The sequence below is a fragment of the Neobacillus sp. PS2-9 genome, assembly GCF_030915525.1.
GTDB lineage: Bacteria > Bacillota > Bacilli > Bacillales > Cytobacillaceae > Neobacillus.
Map to the genome: position 1 here is coordinate 4,854,402 of NZ_CP133269.1, position 25,667 is coordinate 4,880,068.

A 25,667-nucleotide genomic window follows, 5' to 3' on the forward strand; every position below is an offset into this window, starting at 1 on the left:
TGTCCTTCATCCGCTTTATGAAGGACAGTTTTTTCCTATTCTCTTCTGTTTTGTCCTTCATCAGCCTTATGAAGGACAGTTCTTTGCGTATTCTCTTCTGTTTTGTCCTTCATCGGCTTTATGAAGGACAGTTTTTCGTATTCTCTTCTGTTTTGTCCTTCATCGGCTTTATGAAGGACAGTTTTTCGTATTCTCTTATGTTTTGTCCTTCATCAGCCTTATGAAGGACAGTTCTTTTCATATTCTCTTACGTTTTGTCCTTCATCCGCCTTATGAAGGACAGTTCTTGGGAATGTAAATTATTTTGTGTAAATGGTTAAATCCTATATGATTTGACTATATTGAAACTAAAGTGTTCTTACCTACTAGGGGGATAGGGCAATGCTGGGGAGCAACCCGAGCATCTAGTAGGGTTCTGTACAAAAGGAGAGAGGATTTTTCCTCTCTTTTTCCTTTTGGGAGAACGAAAGCGATAAACCCTTAGGGCAGAGCCCTAACTTAACTACGTCAATTATTTCCCAAGCCGGCCCTCAAACATGATATCAAACTGCTGTCTACATTCTAACCAGCCAGGAATAGGATTAGACCATTTATCTGTAACTCCAACAGTCGCAAGGTAAACAATTTTTCTTAATGCATTATCCGTTGGATAAGCAGTTTTTGTTTTTGTGACTTTCCTTAGTTGTCTATGGAATGCTTCAATAGTATTGGTTGTGTAAATTAACTTTCTAATCTCAACTGGGTAAGAAAAGAAAGTCGTGAGTTCTAGCCAGTTGGTCTCCCATGATATAATAACAGAAGGATATTTATTTCCCCATTTTTCTTTAAACTCATCAAATGCCAATTCTGCTTGTTCAAGTGTATATGCTTTATATACCTTTTTTAAATCATCCATAAGTTCCTTACGGAATTTGTGAGGAACACACTTTACATTATTTCGTAATTGATGAATGATACAAGACTGAATATCTGTTTTCGGAAACGTGGCATTAATTGCCTCTGAAAAGCCAGAAAGCCCGTCTTTACAGGCAATTAGGATATCTTGTACACCACGACTCTTCAAATCTTGGCAAACGTTCAACCAAAAACTAGCACTCTCATCTTCGCCGATCCAAATACCAAGAATGTCCTTAATACCATCTGTATTTACGCCTAAAACAGTGTAAGCTGCCTTACTAACAATCCTATTTTCATGCTTAACTTTAAAGTGTATTGCATCCAAAAACACAATAGGATACACAGGGTCTAGTAGACGGGACTGCCATTCATAGACAAGAGGCAACACTTTGTCTGTAACCTTACTTACTAAACTAGAAGAGACGTTAATACCATAAATATCCTTCATGTGGTCCTCAATATCCCGTGTGGACATACCTTTAGAATAAAGGGCAATTATTTGATCCTCTAATCCATTAATAGATGTCTCATATTTCTTTATAATCTGCGGTTCATATTCACCTTTACGATCTCTAGGGATATTTAACTTGGTTTCACCTAACTTAGATTTAATGGTCTTTTTACTATAGCCATTCCGACTATTTCCCGTATTAATACCTTTAGAATTATGTTTGGAGTACCCAAGGTGCTCCTCGATTTCAGCCTCGAAAACCTGTTGAAGAGTCTCCTTGAAAAGGTCCCTAATCATGGCATGAATATCGTCCACTGTTTCACATTGACCTGCCAATTCTCTAATTGTCATATCCCTATAATTTTGCATAAATGATCATCTCCTTATTTGGAAAGTATAACCATTTACACAAAACTATAGACGTTCTCCAGTTCTTTTCATATTCTCTTCTGTTTTGTCCTTCATCGGCTTTATGAAGGACATTTTTTTCGTATTCTCTTCTGTTTTGTCCTTCATCGGCCTTATGAAGGACAGTTCTTTGCGTATTCTCTTCTGTTTTGTCCTTCATCGGCTTTATGAAGGACATTTTTTTCGTATTTCCTTATATTTTGTCCTTCATCGGCTTTATGAAAGACATTTTTTTCATTTTCTCTGAAATTTTGTCCTTCATCGACGTCATGAAGGACATTTTTTCTCATTTTCTCTTATATTTTGTCCTTCATCGGCTTTTCCTTCTTAACAAACACCAAAAAGACGCCCTTCTCAGGACGCCAATCATTTATTCTTTCATCGCTGCTACTTTCTCTTTGACTTCTTCAATATTCTTCATTTTGTTATCCCAACACTTTTGGCTTAAGTCGACTGGGTATTCTTCTGGGTTCATAATCCGCTTGTATTCTTCCCATAACGAATCTAAATTCGCCTTCAAGTAATCACGGGATTCTTCCAAACACGGAAGCTCATACACAAGCTCGCCATCAACGAAAATATCTTCATGAAGTGGTTTCGCCGTAAAGTTTGTAACCACCTTATTAATGAATGTATGCGTTGGGTGGAACATTCTCAAGCGCTTTTCAGGGAGCTTCTCATCCTCCATCGCAATATAATCACCCTCTGCATGGTGATTCGTATTATTAATAATGCGATAGATTTTTTTCAGGCCTGGAGTTGTTACTTTCTCAGGATTAGAGGAAATTTTAATCGTATCCTCCAGATCCCCCTTGTCATTCTCAATACAAACGATTTTATAAACAGCACCAAGTGCAGCTTGATCATAGGCAGTAATTAGCTTTGTACCAATTCCCCAGCTATCAATTTTTGCACCCTGTGCCTTCAAGTTAATAATCGTATACTCATCTAAATCGCTGGAAGCGTAAATTTTTGCATTCTTAAATCCAGCTTCATCCAATAACTTACGTGCCTCTTTAGAAAGATACGCAAGGTCTCCGCTATCTAAGCGAATTCCAATAAAGTTAATCTGGTCTCCCATCTCTTTTGCCACTTTAATCGCATTCGGCACGCCAAGACGGAGTGTATCATACGTATCAACTAAGAACACACAATCTTTATGTGACTCCGCATACTTACGAAATGCTGTATATTCATCTTTATATGCTTGAACCATGGAATGGGCATGGGTACCAGCGACTGGAATCCCAAACAATTTCCCTGCTCTCACGTTACTTGTTGCTTCGAAACCAGCAAGGTAAGCCGCTCTCGTTCCCCAAATAGCTGCGTCCATCTCCTGGGCACGTCTTGTCCCAAATTCCATTGCAACCTCATTGCCCACAACTTGTTTGATTCTTGTAGCTTTCGTCGCAATTAATGTTTGGTAATTCACAATGTTGAGCAAAGCTGTTTCAATTAACTGTGCTTCAGCCAAAGGCGCTTCTACTCGTAAAATCGGCTCATTGCCAAAAACGAGTTCGCCCTCTTTCATGCCACGAATGGTTCCAGTAAACCTTATATTTTTTAGATATTCAAGAAAATCTTCCTGATAACCTACTTCATTTTTTAAGTACTCAAGGTCGTCTTCCGTAAAGTGGAAATTTCGAATGTACTGAATGACCTTTTCAAGACCAGCGAAAACAGCATAGCCATTCCCAAACGGTAGCTTGCGGAAAAATAATTCGAAGACCGCACGTTTATTATGTATACCATCTCTCCAATATGTCTCTGTCATATTAATCTGGTAAAGATCGGTATGAAGAGTATAACTATCATCTTGATAAATGTGTTTCATAATCGCCCTCCGAAATACTATTACAGATTCTCACTATTACAAACAATAATATCATTAAATAGACTATTTCACCATAGCACCTAGCGATTGTTCAAAATGTCCGAGGGCCCATTCATGTCCAGCTTGATTAAATGAGGCAACAGCGTCCTTGTAAACAACGATTTTGAAGCCTTTATTATACGCATCTACCGCCGTGTGCAGCACACAAATATCCGTACAAACCCCCACCAAATGAACCTCGGTAATGCCACGCTCCCTTAGTTTGATTTCCAAGTCTGTACCAGCGAAGGCGGAGTACCGTGTTTTATCCATAAAAACAACATTTTCATGGACCTTATTTTTCTCATATTCATCCTTTAATGCTCCAAATAAGTCTCTTCCAGATGTACCGCGAAGATTATGCGGTGGGAATAATTTGGTTTCCGGATGGTATTCATCCCCTTGGTCATGGACATCAATAGCAAAGACCACGTAATCACCATTCTCAATAAACTCCTTCGTTAGTTGAATGATTTTCTCCTCGATGACCTGACCTGGTTTTCCACACGTTAGCGCCCCACTATCTGCAACAAAGTCAACTGTATAGTCAATGTTGATCAATACCTTCATATCCCACACCCCTTATTTGTCTTGACTGTTGTCTATAAGCCATTATATACCTTAATTCTAGAGCTAATTCGGTTTTTCCTCCTATATAAACCTCCACGTTACGAAAAAAAGCTCGCTCCATATGGAACGAACTTCTTGTTAGCTATATCTTTTACCCGACTCCCAATCTGTCGGTCTGTCTAGCGGGCGAATATGGTCAAGTGGCACAAACACTTCTAAATGGCGGTATAGGTTTTCAAACTCTGCTGGAAGCAGTCCGCCAAATTCACCGTCTAAATTTAACTGCACCCTGTCATCGGAATACACTTTAATGCGATTTGCCTGTGTGTAAATGACATTGGGGTCATTCACATGCTCCCCGCGGACGGCTAAAGTTGATATCCGAATAAACTCTGCTAAATTGACCTTTTTCAAAATTAATAATGAAAACAGTCCATCATTAATAGAGGCATCAGGCGCAAGCTTTTCAAATCCTCCAATGGAATTCGTCAAGCCGACAAGAAACATCATAGCTTCTCCTTCGAACAGCTTCCCATCATATTCAAGCTTTAAATGCGAGGATTTAATTGAAGGAATCATTTCCATTCCTTTTAGGTAGTAGGCAAGCTGACCAAGCATTGTTTTTAATTTGCTAGGGACCTCATATGTAAGCTCAGTAAGCCTTCCGCCACCTGCGATATTTATAAAATACTTTTCATTAATACGACCAATATCGACGGGAATTAATTCCCCTTTTGTGATTATGTCGACAGCGGCTCCAATATCCCTTGGAATTTGAAGCGCACGGGCAAAATCATTCGTTGTTCCAGCTGGAATAATACCTAATTTCGGACGATACTCCTGCTCAGCTAAGCCGTTAACCACTTCATGAATGGTTCCATCTCCACCTGCAGCAATGACTATGTCATACTTGCGCTCGACAGCTATGCGCGCCGCATTTGTTGCATCGCCTGCTCCGGTTGTGGCATGACATGAGGCCTCATAGCCAGCCGCCTCTAATTTCATAAGTATCTCCGGCAACTGACGCTTAATCAACTCACGTCCTGAAGTTGGATTATAAATTAGTCTTGCTCTTTTCATCATCATCATCCTAATTTTTATAAATAACAACGACTCTGTCAATTCTATATTCTACCAATTATTATCCTCGCTTACAAACATAACGCGAAGCCATAAGTACTATTCTCTCTCCAGAGTCCACCTTCTATCATAATCTTTTTATTTTTTTTTGCAAAAAATATGATGATGTTTCCTACTAATTGCTATTAAGACTTACATTATACGCATTAACTATATTGATACGGTGTTTTCCTTCTCCTGCTTGATACACCGCATTTTTCAACACAGATGAATTCTCTATGCCTTCAGAAGAAGCCGTATCCTCCGATACCTTCCATTCGCCATCCTTTCCGCGAACATCTTCGACTCCAACTGCCGCTACCTTCAAATCACTATTTTTTGCAACATCGACCATAACCGATGAAGCACTCTCAATATTCCAGTCATTCGCCAGCGTCCTAGGCTTTAACGTAAGCTCGTTCCCGTTACCGATCACCTCAAGCTTCACATCACTTGGTACAAGAAGCGTTGCCGCAACATTTCCTTGTAAATCAAACGGCCCCACCTCATTTGGCAAGGTCTTCACATTCAGATATAACGTATCGCCTCTTTTGTTTGCTGAAATCAAATCTTCAGCTGTTTTTAACAGCTTATCCTTCTTAGCTGTTTGAACCCGATACGTACCAAACATAGAAACCTCTTTTTCTTCTGTCGCCTCAATCGTCATATCATAGCCTACAGTTCTGACTACCACTCGTTTGATACTATCATCCATTTGATAGGAATAGGCAGGAAGCTCAAACGACAGTTCTTCCCTCGCAATTAATTCCTCCACCTTGTCCATCAAACCTGTCGAGCTAATAACGGCAAACGCTATTCCCGTCGTCCCCATCAGTCCCACAAAGAAAATACTAAGAAAATCATATTTTAACATGGGCTTTTCTTGCCGTGACAAAAACAAATAGAGTAAAATTTCGACACCTAACACGATTAATAAAATCGGCCACCACGCACTCATCACCTGAACCATACTAAACCCAAGAAATCTTGAAAAAAAGAGGAAAAGTCCAAGAAACAGGAGCGATCCTCCCATTGAAAATGTACCCACACGCCAGGTTCTCATACCTCTTCCTCCTTTCTTTTTCTAAAAAGGAACCCAATTCCGGCTCCGATTAGGACCACCCCTGTTATCGTTTTTCCCCACTTACTCATGGCTTTCTACCTCCCGCTTCTTTTTACTACCAGATAATAGCTTGATTCCCCCTCCGATTAATAACAGACAAACAAGACCTGTCTGGAAATACGGCTGGAAGTAACCTTGAACCCAGTACATCACATCAATATCCAATAGTCTTGAGAACACGGGTGAGAAGGCTGGAAGCAAGACGTTCATCACTAAATAGTACACTCCCATGATCACAAGCCCAATACCCACCCATTTTTGGTGATTAAGGAAATAAGCAATGATTGGCACATCTTCAATCGTTTCCTCACCGTACCTAGATGCTTTTTGCAGTCCATCAAAAAAGCTGTAAAACCAAATAATCGGTATTAAAAACAAGAAGATTCCTAATCGTAAAACATCTAAAATATAAATTGAAAATAGAAATGCCGCCATTAGCTGAATCCCTCGGCGCTGTAAACCTAAATAGAGGTGGCCGGCCCCAGGGAAGATAGAAAGAAAAGTCGCAATAGATTTGCTCTTCTTCCCGTCTTCTCTTCGCATTTCAAAGTCTTCCAAAATACTCCGATCTATTAACTCTTCGCCGCGTTGCTTTTTATTCACCTGTTGAACGGCATCGAAAAATCCATACACCCAGATAACCGGTAAGCCTGCTAAGAACACCATAAATTCGCCCCGATTAGACATGGCTGTTACAAAAATAACCATGATGGCAAGACCCAAAAACGCTGCTAAAAGGGTCAAGCCTCTATTCATCAGGCCAATCTGCAAGTGACCGAGACCTGGGATAAACGACAAAACAATTGTATAAAAACGTTCGGAGTCTTGATTTTGAATATCATCCGGATTGGTGGCCTTTAATGCCGCCTTATGTTTTGAAATCTGAAGTCCCATATCTATAAAGCTAATAATGTAGAAGACAGTGCCTCCTAAAAAGGCTATGAAAGCTTCCCCTCCTGCATAATTCATTGCACCAATCAGTGTCGCAAACGCTGCAATACCGACTACAATAAGATAAAATAAGCCACGAAAAACTTTACCGTTATAAATATGACCAAGACCGGGAATAAGATTTAATGTTAACGCCTTTGTCGGATTTTTCATTTCTTATTTGCCTCCTTCTTTTCTATTGAATCCATCCATGCGAATGTTTTATTCATCATCCCTTCCGTCATAGATGGCCTTTTTTCCTGAACCTGTTTGGTTTCTAATGAATTGGCATAAGTTGCAAGAGATTGGAAAGCTCCAGTAAAAGTTAACAAGATTGTCGCAGCCGCTGCCAATAAATAATGAAACGCAGCATGCTTATACAACGGCGTCTTCTTGTTTGATTTTTTTTCTTCCAGTTTGGTGTCAGGCACCATGCCTTTCTTCTTGGAAACTTCCGCCATTACGGCATCGGTAAAACTAGTCTCATTTGAAAGAATTGGGAGAGATGATTCATTTGCTGTTACTGCTTGCAAGTAGACTTCAAGGCATTGGTCACATGTATATAGATGATTTTCAAACTCTTCACGGGTCTTACCAGTGATTTCATTTCTTACATATTGCAGCCATTCATCGTAGGTGTAATGCTTCATGAAAAATCGTCCTCCTTCCAATTCTTTTTCATCCAGCTTCGGGCTCGGTACAGCTTCGTTTCAATCGTCTTCACCTGTACTTTTTGTTCCTCAGCCATTTGTTGATAGCTTTTTTCCGCTATGTAAAACCCATAAATGACTTCGCGGTAATTCTCTGGCAACTCATCAAGCCTTTTCCTAACAAGCTTGCGTTGATCATTTTCAATGATTTCTGTTTCTACACTATCCCTCGGTGTCCCTAATGCCTTTTGTTCGAGGGCATCCACAACTTCCTCTCTTCTTCTTGCCTGTTTTCGTTTTACATCTATCGCATGATTGACAGCAATTCGTGTCATCCACGTTTTAAACCCTTGATTTTCATATTGGGAGAGAGAGGTATAGATTTTCATGAACACTTCTTGTGCGGCATCTTCTGCTTCCTTTTGGTCACGAAGAACAGCAAAGACAGTCCGGAACACGTCATTGCGGTACTTCTCAACCAAAAGTCGAAAGGCATGTTCATTGCCTTCCCGCACTTTTTCTATTATTACAGTGTCGCTAATGATTCTCTCCCCCTTTCTCTCTGTTCTTTCATATCAATAGACGAAACGTATATCAAAAACCCCTACACTTTTATATAAATATTTTTTTATCTTATCATGCTCTCTTGAAGACCATCATAAAAAAACGTGCGAAACGGATCGCACGCCTAAAAAGATTGCTTATTCTAATCGCAAGATACAAACATTACAGTCATGAGGAATCTCAAAAGATCCCCCTTCCGGTAAAGAGTCCGTTAATTCCTTTAATGCTCCCTTTCGAACCGATTCGTCTAACCCCGCTAGCCAGGAGATCGACTCTACTCGTTCCACCCATTCCTCTTTCGAAAAGCTAACAGTGTAATTCAGCTTGTAGAAGTCTCTAATTTCAAAACCTTCCTTTTTCCACTCTTCAAACCACTCAACTGGAAAGCCATTAATTCGCATTTTAGAGTCCGCTTTTGAACCAGCCGGTGTTAAACCGCTCACTACGTATTTTTCAATAACCTTTAAGGTCTTTTCCACCACATCCGGTCCTGAGAGAAATCCAGAATCAATGATAATTAATGTCCCTTTTGCTTTTAATATCCTTTTGATTTCCTGAATAGCCTTTGGACGATCGAACCAGTGCCACGCCCTCAATACCGTCACAATATCAAACTGAGAATCTTCTAAACCTGTGGCTTCCGCTGTTCCCAGTAGATAGGGAATATTAAAATTCTTCATTTGATTCAATAAGACAGCCTGATTTAACAATTCCTGTGATGGTTCAATACCAACTACATTTGCTTTTCTCATCGCCATTTTTCTTGCAAGTACACCTGTACCTGAACCAAGGTCAGCGATCGTTTTTCCATCAAAAAATATATTGCGCAGCTGCAGGCTTTCCATTAAAGTCACGGGAATATCTTCTCTTGATCGGGCATAGCTATTAGCAACTTGGACAAAATCAATTCCACTCATGTTAGTTTCTCCCTTTACTTCCGAATATTGAGATATTAACAAAATAATACCATCTAAGTATGATAGAATGCTATTAGAATTAAAAATTATATGTGAGGGACTGATGCATATGGTTTGGTTATTGCTTCTTGCTTCTTATTTAATCGGAAGTATTCCCACCGCTTTGATTGTGGGCAGACTACTCTTTGGTGTCGATATCCGGGAACTTGGAAGTAAAAATCCGGGAGCAACAAATACGTTACGGGTTCTTGGAAAAAAGTCTGCTATTTTCGTCCTTCTGATCGACCTTGCAAAGGGTGCTTTAGCAACTTATCTGCCTATCCATTTTCAAGTGGAGGTAGACCCCATCTACTTTGGATTACTCGCTGTGGTTGGCCATTGCTTTCCCATTTTTGCAGGGTTTAGAGGTGGCAAAGCTATTGCCACAACCGCTGGTGCATTATTAATTTCCAATCTCCCATTGTTGATTGTTGCCTATCTTTCCTTTTTTGCCATTATTTTTTTAACCAAGTATGTATTTTTCGGATCGATTTCTGTTGGATTAAGCATGCTTGCCTATTCCTTTTATTCACCTGAATTAGATTTAGACCTCATCTTTTTATTCTTTTCATTCTTTTTAATTTATCTACACCGTTCTAATATTCGTAACTTTATCCTAGGGATCGAACCAAAGATTAATGATAAAAATTTAAGCAAAGATCGCATCCCCCCAAAGGGTGGCGGCAATTTTAAACTCTAAAAAGAGGAGGCTGATTCCAATACCAGGAATCAGCCTCATTTTTATTTTAATAATGTAGCTATTATGCTGCTTGCTACTGTTTGCCAAATGGCTGCGTCCTGCTGATAAGATGTTCTCAAGCGCTTATACATTTCCATTTGTCTTTCCTGAAAATCAACTGCATCCTTTTCAGGCAGGGCTGCACGTTCCTTTTCCACAAGTGCCTGCATTTCTGGTGCTCTTGGACCCCAAACCGCCACTTCATTTCCCTCATGGTCAATAAAAATGAAAATGGGAATGGCCCTTGATGTGCCATTTGTTAAGTATTGGTCCATTAACTCTAGATTCTGATCTCTGAGAACAAACCGAACCTCCATCCCGCTGGTTTCAGCAATTTTGAGTAAAATCGGATTGTTCAAGAGCGCATCTCCACACCAATCCTCTGATATAACGATGACTCGTAACTGCTTCTCCCTTAATTCCTCAAGCTTCTTGGTGTCTTCAGCAGATAGGGTGAAATGCTCATAAATCGATAGCATCTCTGCTTTATTACTAGTCATTGCATTTATATATTCATCCGCTGTCATCCCTTTTTGAAACCAAACGTTTAAACCCATCCCTACAACACCCCTTCCGATTTTCTTCTATGATAGTCGTTTTAGTCAGACGTTACAATTGAACTGCATTCAAACATATTTCCATGGTATTCTACAAGCACTTAATACTATTTTCATAAAGCAATAAATTAGTACTAGAAATGAGTTTAATAAGTTGATAGAATATTTTATATATAGGAAATATTATTATAAATAATTTCCAATATAATAAAGGGGGAAAAGTATGTCAAACGAGACACTACAATTAGTTTCGATTGGAATCTACATCGCCATGATGTTATTCATTGGTTGGTATTCTTTTCGAAAAACTAGCAATCTGACGGACTACATGCTCGGGGGAAGGTCTTTAGGACCAGCAGTAACCGCCTTGAGTGCTGGCGCAGCTGATATGAGTGGTTGGCTATTAATGGGCTTACCTGGCGGAATTTATGTAAGCGGTTTAGCGGATGCTTGGATCGCTGTCGGTTTAACAATTGGAGCCTACTTAAACTGGTTATTGGTAGCACCTCGTCTGCGCTCCTATACGCAGGTAGCCAATGACTCTATTACAATTCCAAGCTATTTAGAAAATCGCTTTAAAGACAAAACGAAACTACTCCGCATTGTATCAGGTATCGTTATACTTATTTTCTTTACTTTCTATGTGTCTTCAGGAATGGTTTCGGGAGCAGTATTTTTTGAAAGTTCATTTGGAACTGGCTACCATACAGGTCTATATATCGTTGGCGGCGTTGTTGTTGCCTACACTTTATTTGGTGGATTCCTGGCAGTAAGTTATACAGACTTCATTCAAGGGTTAATGATGCTGATTGCGTTACTTTTAGTTCCTGCGATTGGTATCTTCCATACTGGTGGTCCAGCAGAAACGTTTGATACGATTCGCGCGATTGATCCTACCTTACTTGATTTATTTAAAGGAACTACCTTTATTGGGATTTTATCTGCAATGGCTTGGGGCCTTGGATACTTTGGACAGCCACATATTATCGTTCGGTTTATGGCCATTAAAACAATCAAAGAAACAAAAAGTGCCCGTCGCATCGGAATGGGCTGGATGATTATTTCTTTAGTTGGTACCATTCTTACTGGATTTATCGGCCTGGCATTCTTCCATAATAATGCTGATTTTTCATTAAAGAATCCAGAAGCTGTCTTTATTTCGTTAAGTCAAATCTTCTTCCATCCTTTATTTGCAGGATTTGCATTGGCTGCTATTCTGGCTGCCATCATGAGCACGATCTCTTCTCAGTTGATCGTAACCTCAAGTGCACTAGTTGAAGATTTATATAAAGTAGTAATGAACAAAAACGCGAAGGATAAACAGTTAGTTTTCTTAGGCAGAATGGCCGTGCTCCTTGTTGCTGTTGTTGCAGCTGCACTTGCTTTCCAACAAAACAACACAATTTTAGACCTTGTCGCCTATGCGTGGGCAGGTTTCGGAGCATCATTTGGTCCTATCATTCTATTAAGCTTATTCTGGAAAAAGACAACCAACTGGGGAGCCCTGTTCGGAATGATCGTCGGTGCTGTTACCGTTATCGTTTGGAAAAATGCGGACCTTGGTAAAGTCATTTTCGGCGAATCGCTTTATGAAATCGTTCCAGGCTTCGTACTTAACCTGGTTGTGGCTTACATTGTCAGCTTACTCACTTATAAGAAAAATGATGAAATCGAAAAAGAGTTCACTGAAAGTGTTCGCTTACTAAAACAAGAATAGACTATAGAAAAAAGCCCGGAGAATCTATAATCCGGGCTTTCTTTCATTCAGCCAACTCTTTTGCTAATGCTGCCAGCTTAAGCACGGTCTTCCAGTTCCGTACGGTTGCAGGAACGCCTAGCTTTGGCAACTGAGTCGCTAGCTTTGAATCACGGATACTTTGACGAAAGAATAAATAAATATCCTTCCCAACAATTTGGCATTCATCGAGTTCACTTTTAAAACCTTGCAAATAGTCGATTTTTTCCGGAGAGGGTTCATCTGCCAAAAAAGCCAGTTGAATACTTTCCCCCTCGTTTAAAGAATCCGGCGAGTAAGGACAATCCTGAATGATTTGATTCAACGTTTCAGCAGTCCTTAAGATAACGGGAACAGGAAAACCAAACGTAGTTCTGATTTCTTCCTCTAATCGTTGGGTGAGTTGTGTAGCCCCCTCCTCAGATTCAAATAAAACATTCCCGCTTTGAATATAAGTCTTCACCTTATGTAAACCCATGCTTTCAAGCAGCTGTCTTAATTCAGCCATTTTTATGATGTTATGACCGCCAACATTAATCCCTCTTAATAGTGCAATATATATTGTCAAGTGAGTTCCCTCTCTTCCTCTTCTCTAAATCTTACCATTTTCTCAGCAAACTAAACTACTAGAGTGAAGGAGATGGTGACTAATTTGTAGAATGTATGGAACATGCATTTAATAGGAGGAATGAATAATGGTTCCACAAAGGGTAAGTTTAATTACAATTGGTGCTTTTAATTTACCAGCACTTCGGTCTTTTTATCAATCATTAGGCTGGGAAGAAACCAGTATTAGTTCAGATAACTATGCTGTCTTCAAAACAGCCGGTGTGCTGCTTTCCTTGTTTCCAATTGAGGAGTTGGCAAAGGATGCGAATGTTGAAATTACTCATTCAACAAATGCCTTTCGTGGGGTAACTTTTGCTATTAACGTGGACGAGCCAGGGCATGTTGACTCAGTGATTGAGGAAATTCACGAAGCTGGCGCAAGAATTGTAAGAGAACCAAGTGATGCCTTTTGGGGCGGTCGGACTGCCTATTTTGCCGATCCAGAAAATAATCTTTGGGAAGTGGCCTGGAATCCTACCTCTGTATTCGATGAACGTGGGGCAATGATTTCGTTTTAATTTATGGAAAGGCGGTAGGCAGTAGCCTAGCGCCTTTTTTATAATACTGTCTTTTCACGTCATAAAATCCACTTTCCGACAAGTTCCCCGATATTTCCTTATTAACCAAACGTTTAGTTAAAACTGCAATAAACCCGTTTAAATACTCACTTTTTTCCCGGGAAATGAAGCGAGTAATGTCGAAATCTGATTCGACAACAACCGCATAAAAAAGGCTGGCAGAGTAGTTTCTGCCAGCCTTCGTTTTATCGTTTTTGCAATTCCTGCTGCAACAATTGATTGACCAGTTGTGGGTTGGCCTGTCCCTTTGTTGCTTTCATCAACTGACCAACAAGGAAGCCCACTGCTTTACTTTTTCCATCCTTAAAATCCTCTACTGATTTCGGGTTGGCATCTAGTATTTCTGCAATAATCTTTAGAAGAGTGCCCTCATCGGAAATTTGCACAAGTCCTTTGTCCTTTACGATTTGCTCCGCATCGCCACCGTTTTCAATTAACTCTTTAAAAACAGTTTTCGCGATTTTGGAAGAAATCGTACCATTTTCAATCAGCTTAATCATACTTGCCAAGCCTTCTGGAGTTAACGCAACTTGATCAAGTTCTTTCCCTTCTGCATTCAGGTAGGCTGAAACGTCTCCCATTATCCAGTTCGACGCAAGCTTGGCATCCGCCCCACCTGCTACAGTTGCCTCAAAGAAATCAGCCATTTCTTTCGTCACGGTCAATACCTTAGCATCGTAGACAGGCAGACCTAGTTCTTCTATATATCGTTTCTGACGTTGGTCTGGCAGTTCAGGGATTTCAGCACGGATTCGTGCCTTCCAATCCTCGTCAATATATAAATCAAGTAAGTCCGGCTCTGGGAAGTAACGATAATCATCTGAGCCTTCTTTTACACGCATGAGAAGGGTTGCACCCGTCGCCTCGTCAAAGCGGCGTGTTTCCTGATCAATTGTCCCACCTGATGAAACCACTTCTCGCTGACGCTTTTCTTCAAATTCAAGCCCTTTACGGACAAAATTGAATGAGTTTAAGTTCTTTAACTCTGCCTTTGTTCCAAATTCCTCTTGGCCCACAGGACGAATGGAGATATTCGCATCACAACGGAGTGAGCCTTCTTCCATTTTACAATCAGAAACACCTGTATATTGAATAATTGACTTTAATTTTTCCAGATAGGCATATGCTTCATCAGGAGTGCGGATATCCGGCTCGGAAACGATTTCTACAAGCGGCGTTCCCTGACGATTATAATCGCAAAGTGAATAGCCTTTTTCATGATTTAGCTTACCTGCATCCTCTTCCAGATGGATTCTCGTAATACCAATCTTTTTCGTATAGCCGTTTACCTCAATTTCAATCCAGCCATGCTCTCCAATCGGTTTGTCAAATTGGGAGATTTGGTAGGCTTTCGGATTGTCTGGATAAAAGTAGTTTTTTCGGTCAAACTTCGTGTGAGTAGCTACTTCACAATTCAAAGCCATAGCTGCTTTCATACCGAATTCAACTGCCTTTTTATTTAAGACAGGAAGAACTCCAGGATATCCTAAGTCAATGACACTTGTATTTGAATTTGGCTCCGCACCAAAATGGTTTGGACTCGCCGAGAAAATTTTTGATTCCGTTTTTAACTCTACATGGACCTCAAGTCCAATGACTGTTTCAAATTCCATCATTTCACCCCCTACAATTCTGGCTTCTGTTTATGAAAGTTGGTTGCCTGTTCAAATGCATGGGCAACACGGTAAATGGTCGTCTCATCAAAATGCTTACCGATGATTTGTAAGCCTAATGGCAGACCCGCATCAAATCCACATGGAACGGAGATTCCTGGAACACCCGCAAGGTTTACCGGAATGGTTAAAATGTCGTTCACATACATCGTTAGTGGGTCGTCGATGTTTTCACCAATTTTAAAAGCAGGCGTTGGTGTAGTTGGTCCAATAATGACATCATAGTTTGCAAACACATCTTCAAAATCCTTCTTGATAAGTGTTCGAACCTGCTGTGCCTTTTTATAATACGCATCATAATATCCAGAGCTTAACGCAAACGTACCTAGCATAATCCGGCGTTTGACTTCATCCCCAAAGCCCTCTGCCCGCGTCTTTTTATATAAATCGATTAAGCTTTCCGCATCCTGTGCACGATAGCCATAACGAACACCATCAAATCGAGCAAGGTTCGCTGATGCTTCAGAAGATGAGAGCAAGTAATAGGTTGCAAGTGCGTATTTGGAATGTGGAAGTGAAACCTCTTCCCAAACAGCCCCAAGACCTTCTAGCACCTTTAACGCATCCAGCACCGATTGACGGACAGATTCGCTGACACCTTCACCTAAATATTCTTTTGGAACAGCAATTTTCAGTCCCTTTACATCACCTGTTAGGGAAGCCGCAAAGTTTGGTACGTCCACATTTGCTGACGTAGAATCCATTGGGTCTAACCCAGAAATTGCTTGCAGAAGATAGGCATTGTCTTCCACCGTTCTTGTAATTGGTCCAATTTGGTCAAGTGAGGAGGCAAATGCCACAAGACCGAAGCGGGACACACGTCCATAGGTTGGCTTCATTCCAACTACACCACAAAAAGAAGCAGGCTGGCGGATGGAACCTCCTGTATCCGATCCTAGAGAAAAGAGAACCTCTCCGGAAGCGACCGATGCCGCGGAACCACCTGATGATCCTCCTGGAACCGTATCAAGATTCCATGGATTTCGTGTTTTTTTGTAGTAAGAGTTTTCGTTCGAGGAACCCATGGCAAACTCGTCCATGTTTAATTTACCAATCGTAACAGTTTCTACTTGCTGTAGCTTTTGAACAGCAGTCGCATCATAGATAGGATCAAAGTTTTCTAGTATTTTACTCGCACAAGTGGTACGGAGTCCTTTTGTCACCATGTTATCTTTTAAACCGATCGGCATGCCAAAAAGCAGCCCTTTTTCGGCTCCGGCGTTTAGTTTATCATCCAGCATTTTGGCGGTTGCTCTTGCCCGCTCTTCGTCCAATGTTAAAAAGGCTTGTACCTTTTCCTCCACCTGGCCAATTCGTGTGAACGATTCATTGACGAGGTCGGAAACTTTTAGTTCTTTTTTATGTAAAAGCTCATGCAAATCTGAAACTTTATAATCAAATAAACTCACTTTTTTCCCTCCTTACTCTCCCAAAATCGATGGAACCTTAATCTGCCCATCTTGATGTTCCGGTGCATTTTTGAGCACCTCTTCACGCGGCAGTCCTGGTTGTGGAACATCCTCACGCAATACATTTTTCATATCAAGCACATGGTAGGTTGGCTCCACATTTGTTGTATCTAATTCATTCAGCTGTTCCGCAAAAGAAATAATAGCATCCAACTGTTTTGTAAACTTTTCCGCTTCTTCCTCTGTGATCGCTAACCGTGCCAGGTTCGCCACATGTTTCACCTGCTCATTTGAAATTCGTGACATCTCAGATTACCTCCAATCCCAATTATCGTTATTATTTTAATATTGATGATACCAAACTTTTCCGCTTTACCGCAATGATTCCTTCATCATTATTAACAAAAGAATAGAGTTTTAGATTGGTTCTACAAATAATCTTTCTTTTTTCATACTTACGACACTGACAGGTAATACCGCCATCAATTATAATGTTCTAAGAAGAAAGAACTGGGAGAGTTATGGAATGAAGAAGCGAAGACGGAAGAAGTTCAAAACCTTTTTCGTACTATTTATAGTTTTTTGCGCCTTAGCGATGTTTCAAAATTATTTTCAAAAACCAATTTCAACACCTATAGATAAAAACGATTCATTTGCTGATGTAAAAAAATATAGTCCCTTAATCCAACAAGAACTAGCAAAATATCATCTTGAAAGCCAGACCCACGTTCTTATTGCTCTCATGCAGCAAGAAAGCCATGGGAAGGGCGGGGATCCGATGCAAGCCTCTGAATCAGCCGGATTAGCCAGAAACTCGATTACCGACCCAAAGCAAAGTATTCAAGTCGGAGTGAAGCATTTTCAACGGGTATTCACTTATGGTAATCAGAAAAAAGTAGATTTCCCTACTATAATACAGGCCTACAATATGGGTATTGGGTATGTGGATTACGTGGCGGCGCACGGCGGCAAACATAGTGAAGAGTTAGCAAAACATTTTTCTCTTCTTCAAGTAAAAAAGAAGCCAACTCTTTATACATGCGGTGGGAATAAGAATAATTTCCGTTACCCTTACTGCTATGGCGATTTTACCTATAGCACAAAGGTTACAAAAAATATTCAATTATTGGCTGATAGTATTCCAGTCACCGGCTCAGACAACGAAAAACCAACCAGTGGATCTTTTTAATCGATTCATCGGTTGGTTTTTTTTCTAAAATTAATAATACGCAAGAGAAGTTTAGCTGGTATGTACCCCAGCATTCCGCCCAATGTATTTAAAATCAGGTCATCGACATCGAAGCTGCCAAACTCAAATAATAATTGTAGAATCTCGAAGGTCAAACTCAAGCAAAAGGAAGCTAGCATCACAGCGCTAAGTCTTTGAAACTTTTTCATGAGCAATGGTAAGATAAAACCGAACGGGATAAAACCAATCACATTCCCTGCTAAGTTCTCAATACGAATATTCAAGTTAACATCCGCTATGTAGAGATAAAAAAAGATTGTTTTAAACGGGACAAAATTATTCGAACGCCAATGATATTCATCATAAGTGAAATTGAAATGATGGATGATTTCTGTTAAAGGGATATATTTAAATAATATTAATTTCGTTAGGACGGCTAAATATAGGCATAGTATGATTATTAATAATAGCTTAAAGATAATTTTCATTCATTTAATACTCCCTAAAAATTTACAACACCACTCAACGGTACCATATTTTTTTAATAGAGTGTACCGTTATTTTAATTAAATAGGAGGAATCTTTCATGGCTGAACATCATTTCCATTTGCACGCAAACTGGCCAGGCTTACGCAATGACGTTGGAGAAATTGAAGCAGGTAATTTAAAAACCAAAGTGTCGATTCCACCAGAAATGGATGGACCGGGAGTGGGCACAAACCCTGATGAAATGCTCCTGGGCGCCGCTGCCACCTGTTATATCATTACCCTTGCAGCGATGATGGAACGCAGTAAATTGCAAAAAGAAAACCTCACAATGGAATCTGAGGGAATTGTCGATGTAACAAGAGGCGTCATTACCTATAAAAAGATTATTCACCGACCGCTGATCGTACTGAACCACGATGCTACTGAAAAAGACATCGAATTGGCTCATACACTTGCCAAAAAAGCAGAATCGTCTTGTATGATCAGCCGCGCCATCCAAGGAAATGTGGAGATGGAGCTTCATACATCTGTAATCAGAGGTGGGGACAGTCCCCCACTGCGCTAAAGCGCAGGGGGACTGTCCCCAAACTCCATATGTGGTTTTTCACTTTTATAATAATCAAGCCGGTCCTGCAGTGTACCTGTGTGGAATTCTAATTTGTGACCATCGGGATCGGTGAAGTAAATTGACTTTTTATCCTTTTCATTCCTTGGCCGACTAGGTAGAATGTTGACCTTTAATTTTTGTAGCTTCTGGTACATTTTTGTATAGTCCTCTTCTTTGATTGAGAACGCGATATGGGTGTACGACTCATGGATTTCGTTGCGTGGAATATCTTTTTCGAGATTAAGAGCGAGCCAGAGACCATTCAAATCAAAATAAGCCGTACTTCTTCCCTTCACAAGCAGTGTTGCTTCAAGAACATTCTGGTAGAATTCAATTGATCTCTCTAAGTTTGAAACTGAAAATAGCAAATGGTTGATTCCTTTTAACGACATACGATCACCACTTCTTTTTTCCATTATTATACAACAAAAAAGCCCTTAGTATCGTGGAGTGACTACGAGCCTTTAGTTTTTGCTACCTATTAAAGAGTTTTGCGAAAAAACCCTTACTTTTTTTAGCCTCTTCTTGTACCGCTATTTTCTTTGTTATATAGATTTCTTCCTTGTCGATGGCATGGTCCATCGCTAACACTAACCCTATTTCTGAATCGTGTTCTTTATTGGTAACAATTGTATGCTCCATTTTTTGCTTATTTGCCACTTTAACATACTTAGAAAGTTCCTCATAGCTCATATTCCCATTTAAAAATAAGTGCGCCTGTGGATTTTCTTTCATTAATATTTCTATCTGCGGATAAATTTCTGTTTCGGCCACTTGGTTCTTTTTTAGGGCAACAATAATCCTTTCTCGTAAAGTCCCTAAGTATTTGCGCCGCTCATCCGGTTTTGTCTCCATCGCTCCATAAATCCCCTGCTGCAACACTTCATCAACCGTAGGCTTTTTCAAATAAATCAACTCCATTTAAAAGGCTATTACTATGTATGATAATACCCTATAAAACGTTACTTACCAAAAATATGGGGGTTGTCCGTAAAATTAACAAAATGTTCATCCCTTTCGCTCTCTATTTTATATAAGATTGACATAGAGAATAAGAAAGGATGTGGAGTATGCCTTATAAAGCTAGAATTGAATCAGATGTGATAAAGATTTGGAGGATATTAAACGCCCGTATGACTCTTACGGATGATGAGCAGAAGAAATTTTATTATCTTGAAAAAGGATTTGCCGGTGAAGTTCAATTTGATTTATACACGGAGAAGCTGCAAAGTAAGCCCTTGATATTAAATGATTTGCTCCTTGAAAGTAACAATTCTAATCTTCAGATTGATTCCACCTTGATGTTTCCAAAGACCATTTACCTTTTTGAAGTAAAAAATTTTGAAGGTGACTATATTTACGAAAATGGCAATTTCTACACTTTTCCCGGAAAGGGAAAGGAAATTAAAAATCCTCTAGACCAGCTAAAGCGAATCAAATTCTTATTCCGACAATTACTTCAAAACCTAGGGTATCGCTATAACGTTGAGGGATATGTTATTTTTATTAACCCCGAGTTTCCCCTTTACCAATCCCCTAAAGATGAACCCATTATCTATTTATCCCAATTGCCACGTTTTATGAAAAAACTAAACGAACTCCCGTGCCAATTAACTAAACAGGATCAAGCACTTGCTGACAAGCTTGTGGCGTTGCACCAAATAGAATCCCCATATACTCGAATTCGTCCCTATCAGTATGAGGAGCTAAAAAAGGGACCAACATGTAGAACGTGCCACTCTTCTTCGCTCTCCGTTTGTGGAAAGAAGTTAGTGTGTGATGTTTGCGGGTGTGAAGAGTTGGTGGAATCCGCTATTTTGCGGGGTGTCGGAGAATTGCGGCTGCTGTTTCCGGATATGAAAATCACTACGAATTTAGTTTATGATTGGTGTGAGGGTGCGGGATCGAAAAAAGGAACCAGCAGGGTTCTAAGTCGACATTTTAGTGTGACCGGTGTTCATCAATGGGCTTTTTATGAGTGATTAATAGTGTGTTCAGGGATGAAGGACAGTTTTCAACTTTATCCACTACATTTTGTCTTTCATCAACCCGATGAAGGACAGTTTCCATCTTAATCTATCTCATTTTGTCCTTCATCCACCCGATGAAGGACATTTTTCACCTTAATCTATTACATTTTGTCCTTCATCACCTCAATGAAGGACAGTTTCCATCTCAATCTATCTCATTTTGTCCTTCATCCACCTCATGAAGGACAGTTTCCATCTTAATCTATCTCATTTTGTCCTTCATCCACCTTATGAAGGACAGTTTTCATCTTAATCCACCTCATTTTGTCCTTCATCCACCTCATGAAGGACAGTTTCCATCTTAATCTATCTCATTTTGTCCTTCATCCACCTCATGAAGGACAGTTTTCATTAGACTCTACTACATTTTGTCTTTCATCCACCTCATGAAGGACAGTTTTCATCTGAATCTATTTCATTTTGTCCTTCATCCACCCGATGAAGGACAGTTTTCATCTGAATCTACTTCATTTTGTCCTTCATCCACCCGATGAAGGACAGTTTTCATCTGAATCTATTTCATTTTGTCCTTCATCCACCTCATGAAGGACAGTTTCCAGCTTAATCTACTACATTTTGTCCTTCATCCACCAGATGAAGGACAGTTTTCATCTTAATCTACTTCATTTTGTCTTTCATCTTCTAAATTAACATGAAAACACCAGTCTATCTTTATATAAAACAACAAAAACCCTCCCCCCTAAAAAGGAGAGAAGGGTCACGCCCAAGCCATACCACAAGCCACATGGCCATGGCCACAAAATTATTTCTTCCCAGTAAACTGCTCTTCCTCAGTAGAGCCCTTCAATGCCGTTGTCGAAGATGTTCCACCTGTAATCACCATAGATACCTGATCAAAGTACCCTGTACCAACCTCACGTTGGTGACGAGTTGCCGTGTAGCCGTATTGCTCGCTGTCGAACTCGGATTGCTGCAATTCAGAGTAAGCCGCCATGCCGCGCTCCTTGTAGCCACGGGCAAGCTCGAACATGCTGTGGTTCAAAGCATGGAAACCAGCAAGCGTTACGAACTGGAACTTGTAGCCCATTTTTCCAAGCTCCACTTGGAACTTAGCAATCGTCTCTTGATCCAATTTCTTTTTCCAGTTAAACGATGGTGAACAGTTGTAAGCGAGAAGTTTGCCAGGGAATTGCTCATGAATCGCTTCCGCAAACTGTCTTGCTTCCTCAATGTTCGGTTCAGAAGTCTCGCACCAGATCAAGTCTGCATATGGCGCATAAGCTAAACCGCGAGCAATCGCTTGATCAATCCCGGCTTTCACTCGGAAAAATCCTTCTGGTGTACGGTCTCCCGTAATAAACGGTGCATCATTCATATCAATATCACTTGTAATTAAATCCGCTGCATTCGCATCCGTACGGGCAACTAATACGGTTGGAACGCCCATAACATCTGCCGCCAAACGAGCAGCAATTAAGTTGCGAACCGCCGTTTGAGTTGGAAGCAATACTTTACCACCTAAGTGTCCACATTTTTTCTCGGAGGAAAGCTGATCTTCAAAATGGACGCCGGAAGCACCCGCTTCAATCATACCCTTCATTAACTCAAAACAGTTTAACTGTCCGCCAAAGCCTGCTTCGGCATCGGCCACAATTGGAGCAAACCAATCGATGGAGTTGTCTCCTTCCGAATGAGTGATTTGATCGGCGCGCTGTAACGCCTGGTTGATTCGCTTAACCACACTTGGAACACTGTTCGCTGGGTATAAGCTTTGGTCCGGATACATATGACCGGAAAGGTTTGCATCGGCTGCTACTTGCCAGCCGCTTAAGTAGATGGCTTTTAGCCCTGCTTTTACTTGCTGTACTGCCTGATTTCCTGTTAGGGCACCTAGTGCATTCACATAGTCCTCTTCATGTAAAAGCTTCCATAGCTTCTCAGACCCTTTGCGAGCCAAAGTATGTTCGATATCAACTGAACCGCGCAGCTTGATAACATCCTCAGCTGTGTACGGTCTTGTAATCCCTTTCCAACGGCTATCCATTTCCCAGCTTTCTTGTAACCCAGCAACTCTTTGATCTGTCATTTTCATTTCCTCCTAGTAATCTATTATTTTTTGATAAAAATAAACACAACAATCTATAACAGTTCATATCCAGGGAGTGTTAAAAATTCTGCAAATTCCTCATTGAAAATCAACCCATCAAACAATTTCACTGCTTCATCAAATCGTCCGTTTTCGAAAGCTACAGTCCCAATTTCTTGTTTGATTTTTTCTAATTCTTCGACCTTCAATTCCTCATACATTTCAAAGGTTACTTTTCTGCCATCTTTTAATATGCCTTTCGGATGGCGAATCCATTGCCAAAGCTGCGCCCGTGATATCTCTGCTGTTGCCGCATCCTCCATTAAGTTGTAAATTGGAGCTGCACCTCTGCCTGATAACCAGGAAGCCACATATTGAATGCCCACATTGATGTTCGTGCGTACCCCTTCTTCTGTAATGGTTCCACCTGGTACCTCTAATAAATCTTGGGCATTGATGGTGATTTTTTGCTGCTTCGATGTATGGATTTGATTTGGTGTCGGCATTTCACGATTGAACACTTCCATTGCCACCGGAACAAGTCCTGGGTGGGCAACCCATGTACCATCGTGCCCGTCACGTGCTTCGCGTTCTTTATCCGCTCTTACCTTGGCAAAGGCCTCTTCGTTGGCCTGCGGGTTATTCTTAACCGGTATTTGTGCTGCCATTCCTCCCATTGCCGGCGCTTTCCGACGATGACAAGTTTGAATGGTAAGTAAGGAGTACGAACGCATAAACGGTGCGGTCATCGTCACTTGTGAACGATCAGGAAGAATAACATCCTTCTGATGACGAAGCTTTTTAATGAAGCTGAAAATATAATCCCATCTTCCGCAGTTTAAGCCGGCTGAGTGTTCTTTTAATTCATAAAGGATTTCATCCATCTCAAAGGCAGCCATAATCGTTTCAATTAATACAGTGGCTTTGATAGTTCCTTGATCGATGCCCAGGTTTTCTTGAGCAAACACAAATACATCGTTCCAAAGCCTTGCTTCTAAATGGCTTTCAAGCTTCGGTAGGTAAAAATATGGTCCAGAACCTCTTGCAAGTAATTCCTTCACATTGTGGTAAAAGTACAAACCAAAATCTAAAAAGCTTCCGGAGATAGGCTTGCCATCTAATAACACGTGCTTCTCCTCTAGGTGGAGTCCTCGAGGTCTTACAATGAGAACTGCTGTTTCCTTCTTCAGTTCGTATCTCTTCCCATTCGGGTTTTCAAATGAAATTGTCCGTTTTACTGCATCTCTAAGGTTGATTTGTCCTTCGACGGCATTTTCCCAAGTGGGTGAAGTGGCATCCTCGAAATCTGCCATAAATAGTTTTGCACCAGAGTTCAAAGCATTGATAACCATTTTCCGGTCAGTCGGTCCTGTTATTTCCACCCTGCGATCTTGAAGGTCTTTTGGCAGCGGAGCGATTGTCCATTCTCCGTTACGGATGTGTTTTGTCTCAGGGAGGAAGCCTGGCAATTTACCATTGTCAATTTCCTCTTGACGCTTTGTCCTGTACTGCAACAGTTCTACTCTTCTTCCGCCAAACTTTCTCTCTAACTCTTCAATAAAATTCAATGCCCCAGGTGTTAAAATCTCATCATACTGGGCTTTTAGGGCCCCAACCACTTCAATACCAGTCGTTTGCGTTGACATGAACTTGATCACCTCTTTGTTATAATACAGTATCTATCCTCGTTTTGTATTATATAACACGTTTTTCAAAAATGGAACCACTTTTCTGAAAATTTTATAAAAATAGGTAAATAATCCCTTACATTCTATTTTTTAAACACAAAAAAAGCCTGAATGACAATCCAGACTTGTTTTTTAAAAATAATATTTAGGTATATGTACCTACAAACAATCTAAAATAAACGCTGAAAATCCTCTTCCCTATCTTCACTTTTTAAAAATTCCTCACTTACAATGGCTGTTAACAGTTTCTTTTTTAACGAGGAGTCTTTCACCTCTTTTAAAATCCATTGCCTTTTTGAAAAAAGAAATTCGAGATAGTCACTGTATTGCTCATCAAATTGCTGTTCCAGCTGTTCCCGAATCTTCCCTGCAAGGATAGGGCTTGCTCCGCCTGTTGACACAGTTATACTTAATCGACCTCTTTGTACCTGCGCCGGGACATGAAAATCGGAATCTTCAGGATCATCTACAACCATGACGAGTTGATGGTCTTTCGCTACACTTCTCACAAACTGATTTACACCCTCATCATTTGTAGCAGCAAAGACCAGAAACGCATCCTGAATATCATCCTTCGAAAAAGTTTTGTCAAGCCAGACGATGTCACCATCCCTTGCAAGCCTTAAAAGCTCATCAGTTAATTCAGGACTCACCACGGAAACAAGAGCACCAGTGCCGAGAAGCCCCTTCACTTTGCGCTCCGCTACTTTTCCTCCGCCAACAACCACTGTTTTTTTCCCATTTAAGCGCAGCATAATCGGATAATTAGTACTCAT

At 40.4% G+C, this 25,667-nt stretch carries 28 protein-coding genes; 6 read left to right on the forward strand and 22 right to left on the reverse strand.

Annotated elements, in window-relative coordinates:
• Positions 1-511 precede the first annotated feature (511 nt).
• The 11 genes from RCG25_RS24245 to RCG25_RS24295 all read right to left on the reverse strand — a co-directional run bounded on the left by RCG25_RS24245 (position 512) and on the right by RCG25_RS24295 (position 9,502).
• Positions 512-1,717: an IS256 family transposase gene (locus RCG25_RS24245; RefSeq protein WP_308081363.1), complete on the reverse strand. Its 1,206-nt coding sequence runs from the start codon at positions 1,715-1,717 to the stop codon at positions 512-514.
• On the reverse strand, positions 1,704-1,934 hold the full coding sequence (locus RCG25_RS24250; RefSeq protein ID WP_308081364.1) for a hypothetical protein: 231 nt from the start codon (positions 1,932-1,934) through the stop codon (positions 1,704-1,706). The genes RCG25_RS24245 and RCG25_RS24250 overlap by 14 nt, the downstream gene beginning before the upstream one ends.
• Positions 1,935-2,126: 192 nt before the next feature.
• Positions 2,127-3,590: a nicotinate phosphoribosyltransferase gene (locus RCG25_RS24255; protein ID WP_308081365.1), complete on the reverse strand. Its 1,464-nt coding sequence runs from the start codon at positions 3,588-3,590 to the stop codon at positions 2,127-2,129.
• A gap of 63 nt (positions 3,591-3,653) precedes the next feature.
• Positions 3,654-4,199, reverse strand: coding sequence for a cysteine hydrolase family protein (locus tag RCG25_RS24260; RefSeq protein ID WP_308081366.1), 546 nt, complete (start codon positions 4,197-4,199; stop codon positions 3,654-3,656).
• 138 nt (positions 4,200-4,337) lie between these two features.
• Complete coding sequence (locus tag RCG25_RS24265; RefSeq protein WP_308084267.1) at positions 4,338-5,279, reverse strand: diacylglycerol kinase; 942 nt, start codon at positions 5,277-5,279, stop codon at positions 4,338-4,340.
• A gap of 175 nt (positions 5,280-5,454) precedes the next feature.
• A complete protein-coding gene (locus tag RCG25_RS24270; RefSeq protein ID WP_308081367.1) occupies positions 5,455-6,381 on the reverse strand; it encodes a hypothetical protein in 927 nt (308 codons plus the stop codon).
• A complete protein-coding gene (locus RCG25_RS24275) occupies positions 6,378-6,470 on the reverse strand; it encodes an LPXTG cell wall anchor domain-containing protein (RefSeq protein ID WP_308081368.1) in 93 nt (30 codons plus the stop codon). Before RCG25_RS24275 ends, RCG25_RS24270 begins: the two co-directional genes overlap by 4 nt.
• Positions 6,463-7,545 carry a hypothetical protein gene (locus tag RCG25_RS24280; RefSeq protein WP_308081369.1) on the reverse strand — a complete coding sequence of 361 codons (1,083 nt, stop codon included), beginning with the start codon at positions 7,543-7,545 and terminating at the stop codon, positions 6,463-6,465. The genes RCG25_RS24275 and RCG25_RS24280 overlap by 8 nt, the downstream gene beginning before the upstream one ends.
• Entirely contained in the window at positions 7,542-8,021 is a 480-nt protein-coding gene (locus RCG25_RS24285) for an anti-sigma factor family protein (protein ID WP_308081370.1), read from the reverse strand. The genes RCG25_RS24280 and RCG25_RS24285 overlap by 4 nt, the downstream gene beginning before the upstream one ends.
• Positions 8,018-8,563, reverse strand: coding sequence for an RNA polymerase sigma factor (locus RCG25_RS24290; protein ID WP_308084268.1), 546 nt, complete (start codon positions 8,561-8,563; stop codon positions 8,018-8,020). Before RCG25_RS24290 ends, RCG25_RS24285 begins: the two co-directional genes overlap by 4 nt.
• Before the next feature lie 159 nt (positions 8,564-8,722).
• On the reverse strand, positions 8,723-9,502 hold the full coding sequence (locus RCG25_RS24295) for a class I SAM-dependent methyltransferase (RefSeq protein ID WP_308081371.1): 780 nt from the start codon (positions 9,500-9,502) through the stop codon (positions 8,723-8,725).
• A gap of 103 nt (positions 9,503-9,605) precedes the next feature.
• Here RCG25_RS24295 and plsY point away from each other — a divergent pair, with 103 nt between their 5' ends.
• Complete coding sequence (gene plsY / locus RCG25_RS24300; protein WP_308081372.1) at positions 9,606-10,241, forward strand: glycerol-3-phosphate 1-O-acyltransferase PlsY; 636 nt, start codon at positions 9,606-9,608, stop codon at positions 10,239-10,241.
• Between the two features lie 41 nt (positions 10,242-10,282).
• On the opposite strand, the gene RCG25_RS24305 is transcribed toward plsY, so the two are convergent.
• Positions 10,283-10,837, reverse strand: a complete 555-nt coding sequence (locus tag RCG25_RS24305) for a thioredoxin family protein (RefSeq protein ID WP_308081373.1) — start codon at positions 10,835-10,837, stop codon at positions 10,283-10,285.
• 223 nt (positions 10,838-11,060) lie between these two features.
• On the opposite strand from RCG25_RS24305, the gene putP reads away from it, so the two are divergent.
• On the forward strand, positions 11,061-12,554 hold the full coding sequence (putP, locus tag RCG25_RS24310; protein WP_308081374.1) for a sodium/proline symporter PutP: 1,494 nt from the start codon (positions 11,061-11,063) through the stop codon (positions 12,552-12,554).
• 43 nt (positions 12,555-12,597) lie between these two features.
• Here putP and RCG25_RS24315 read toward each other — a convergent pair whose 3' ends face one another.
• Entirely contained in the window at positions 12,598-13,140 is a 543-nt protein-coding gene (locus RCG25_RS24315) for a DUF1697 domain-containing protein (RefSeq protein ID WP_308081375.1), read from the reverse strand.
• A 127-nt stretch (positions 13,141-13,267) separates the two neighbouring features.
• Between RCG25_RS24315 and RCG25_RS24320 the strand changes: the two genes are divergently transcribed.
• Complete coding sequence (locus RCG25_RS24320; RefSeq protein WP_308081376.1) at positions 13,268-13,699, forward strand: VOC family protein; 432 nt, start codon at positions 13,268-13,270, stop codon at positions 13,697-13,699.
• Between the two features lie 245 nt (positions 13,700-13,944).
• Here RCG25_RS24320 and gatB read toward each other — a convergent pair whose 3' ends face one another.
• From gatB to gatC, 3 genes are read right to left on the reverse strand one after another with little or no spacing between them, the layout of a single operon-like run.
• Positions 13,945-15,372, reverse strand: a complete 1,428-nt coding sequence (gene gatB / locus RCG25_RS24325; RefSeq protein WP_308084269.1) for an Asp-tRNA(Asn)/Glu-tRNA(Gln) amidotransferase subunit GatB — start codon at positions 15,370-15,372, stop codon at positions 13,945-13,947.
• A gap of 11 nt (positions 15,373-15,383) precedes the next feature.
• Positions 15,384-16,841 carry an Asp-tRNA(Asn)/Glu-tRNA(Gln) amidotransferase subunit GatA gene (gatA, locus tag RCG25_RS24330; RefSeq protein ID WP_308081377.1) on the reverse strand — a complete coding sequence of 486 codons (1,458 nt, stop codon included), beginning with the start codon at positions 16,839-16,841 and terminating at the stop codon, positions 15,384-15,386.
• Between the two features lie 12 nt (positions 16,842-16,853).
• Positions 16,854-17,147 (reverse strand): Asp-tRNA(Asn)/Glu-tRNA(Gln) amidotransferase subunit GatC, encoded by a 294-nt coding sequence (gatC, locus tag RCG25_RS24335; RefSeq protein WP_308081378.1) that lies wholly within the window; start codon positions 17,145-17,147, stop codon positions 16,854-16,856.
• Positions 17,148-17,367: 220 nt separating this feature from the next.
• On the opposite strand from gatC, the gene RCG25_RS24340 reads away from it, so the two are divergent.
• Complete coding sequence (locus tag RCG25_RS24340; protein ID WP_308081379.1) at positions 17,368-18,030, forward strand: lysozyme family protein; 663 nt, start codon at positions 17,368-17,370, stop codon at positions 18,028-18,030.
• A gap of 5 nt (positions 18,031-18,035) precedes the next feature.
• Here RCG25_RS24340 and RCG25_RS24345 read toward each other — a convergent pair whose 3' ends face one another.
• Complete coding sequence (locus RCG25_RS24345) at positions 18,036-18,518, reverse strand: VanZ family protein (protein WP_308081380.1); 483 nt, start codon at positions 18,516-18,518, stop codon at positions 18,036-18,038.
• Positions 18,519-18,616: 98 nt separating this feature from the next.
• On the opposite strand from RCG25_RS24345, the gene RCG25_RS24350 reads away from it, so the two are divergent.
• The gene (locus tag RCG25_RS24350) at positions 18,617-19,084 is read left to right on the forward strand and encodes an OsmC family protein (protein ID WP_308081381.1); all 468 of its coding nucleotides are present in this window, start codon (positions 18,617-18,619) and stop codon (positions 19,082-19,084) included.
• Here the strand turns inward: RCG25_RS24350 and fosM are convergent.
• Both fosM and RCG25_RS24360 read right to left on the reverse strand, forming a co-directional pair.
• On the reverse strand, positions 19,081-19,518 hold the full coding sequence (gene fosM / locus RCG25_RS24355) for a FosM family fosfomycin resistance protein (RefSeq protein ID WP_308081382.1): 438 nt from the start codon (positions 19,516-19,518) through the stop codon (positions 19,081-19,083). The two genes, RCG25_RS24350 and fosM, sit on opposite strands and share 4 nt — an antisense overlap.
• An 82-nt stretch (positions 19,519-19,600) precedes the next feature.
• Positions 19,601-20,032: a YueI family protein gene (locus RCG25_RS24360; protein WP_308081383.1), complete on the reverse strand. Its 432-nt coding sequence runs from the start codon at positions 20,030-20,032 to the stop codon at positions 19,601-19,603.
• Between the two features lie 164 nt (positions 20,033-20,196).
• On the opposite strand from RCG25_RS24360, the gene RCG25_RS24365 reads away from it, so the two are divergent.
• Positions 20,197-21,108 (forward strand): nuclease-related domain-containing protein, encoded by a 912-nt coding sequence (locus RCG25_RS24365; protein WP_308081384.1) that lies wholly within the window; start codon positions 20,197-20,199, stop codon positions 21,106-21,108.
• Between the two features lie 811 nt (positions 21,109-21,919).
• On the opposite strand, the gene aceA is transcribed toward RCG25_RS24365, so the two are convergent.
• From aceA to RCG25_RS24380, 3 genes are all read right to left on the reverse strand, one after another.
• Entirely contained in the window at positions 21,920-23,203 is a 1,284-nt protein-coding gene (aceA, locus tag RCG25_RS24370) for an isocitrate lyase (RefSeq protein ID WP_308081385.1), read from the reverse strand.
• A 53-nt stretch (positions 23,204-23,256) separates the two neighbouring features.
• Complete coding sequence (gene aceB / locus RCG25_RS24375) at positions 23,257-24,849, reverse strand: malate synthase A (protein WP_308081386.1); 1,593 nt, start codon at positions 24,847-24,849, stop codon at positions 23,257-23,259.
• A gap of 212 nt (positions 24,850-25,061) precedes the next feature.
• Positions 25,062-25,667, reverse strand: a complete 606-nt coding sequence (locus RCG25_RS24380) for an NAD(P)-binding protein (protein WP_308081387.1) — start codon at positions 25,665-25,667, stop codon at positions 25,062-25,064.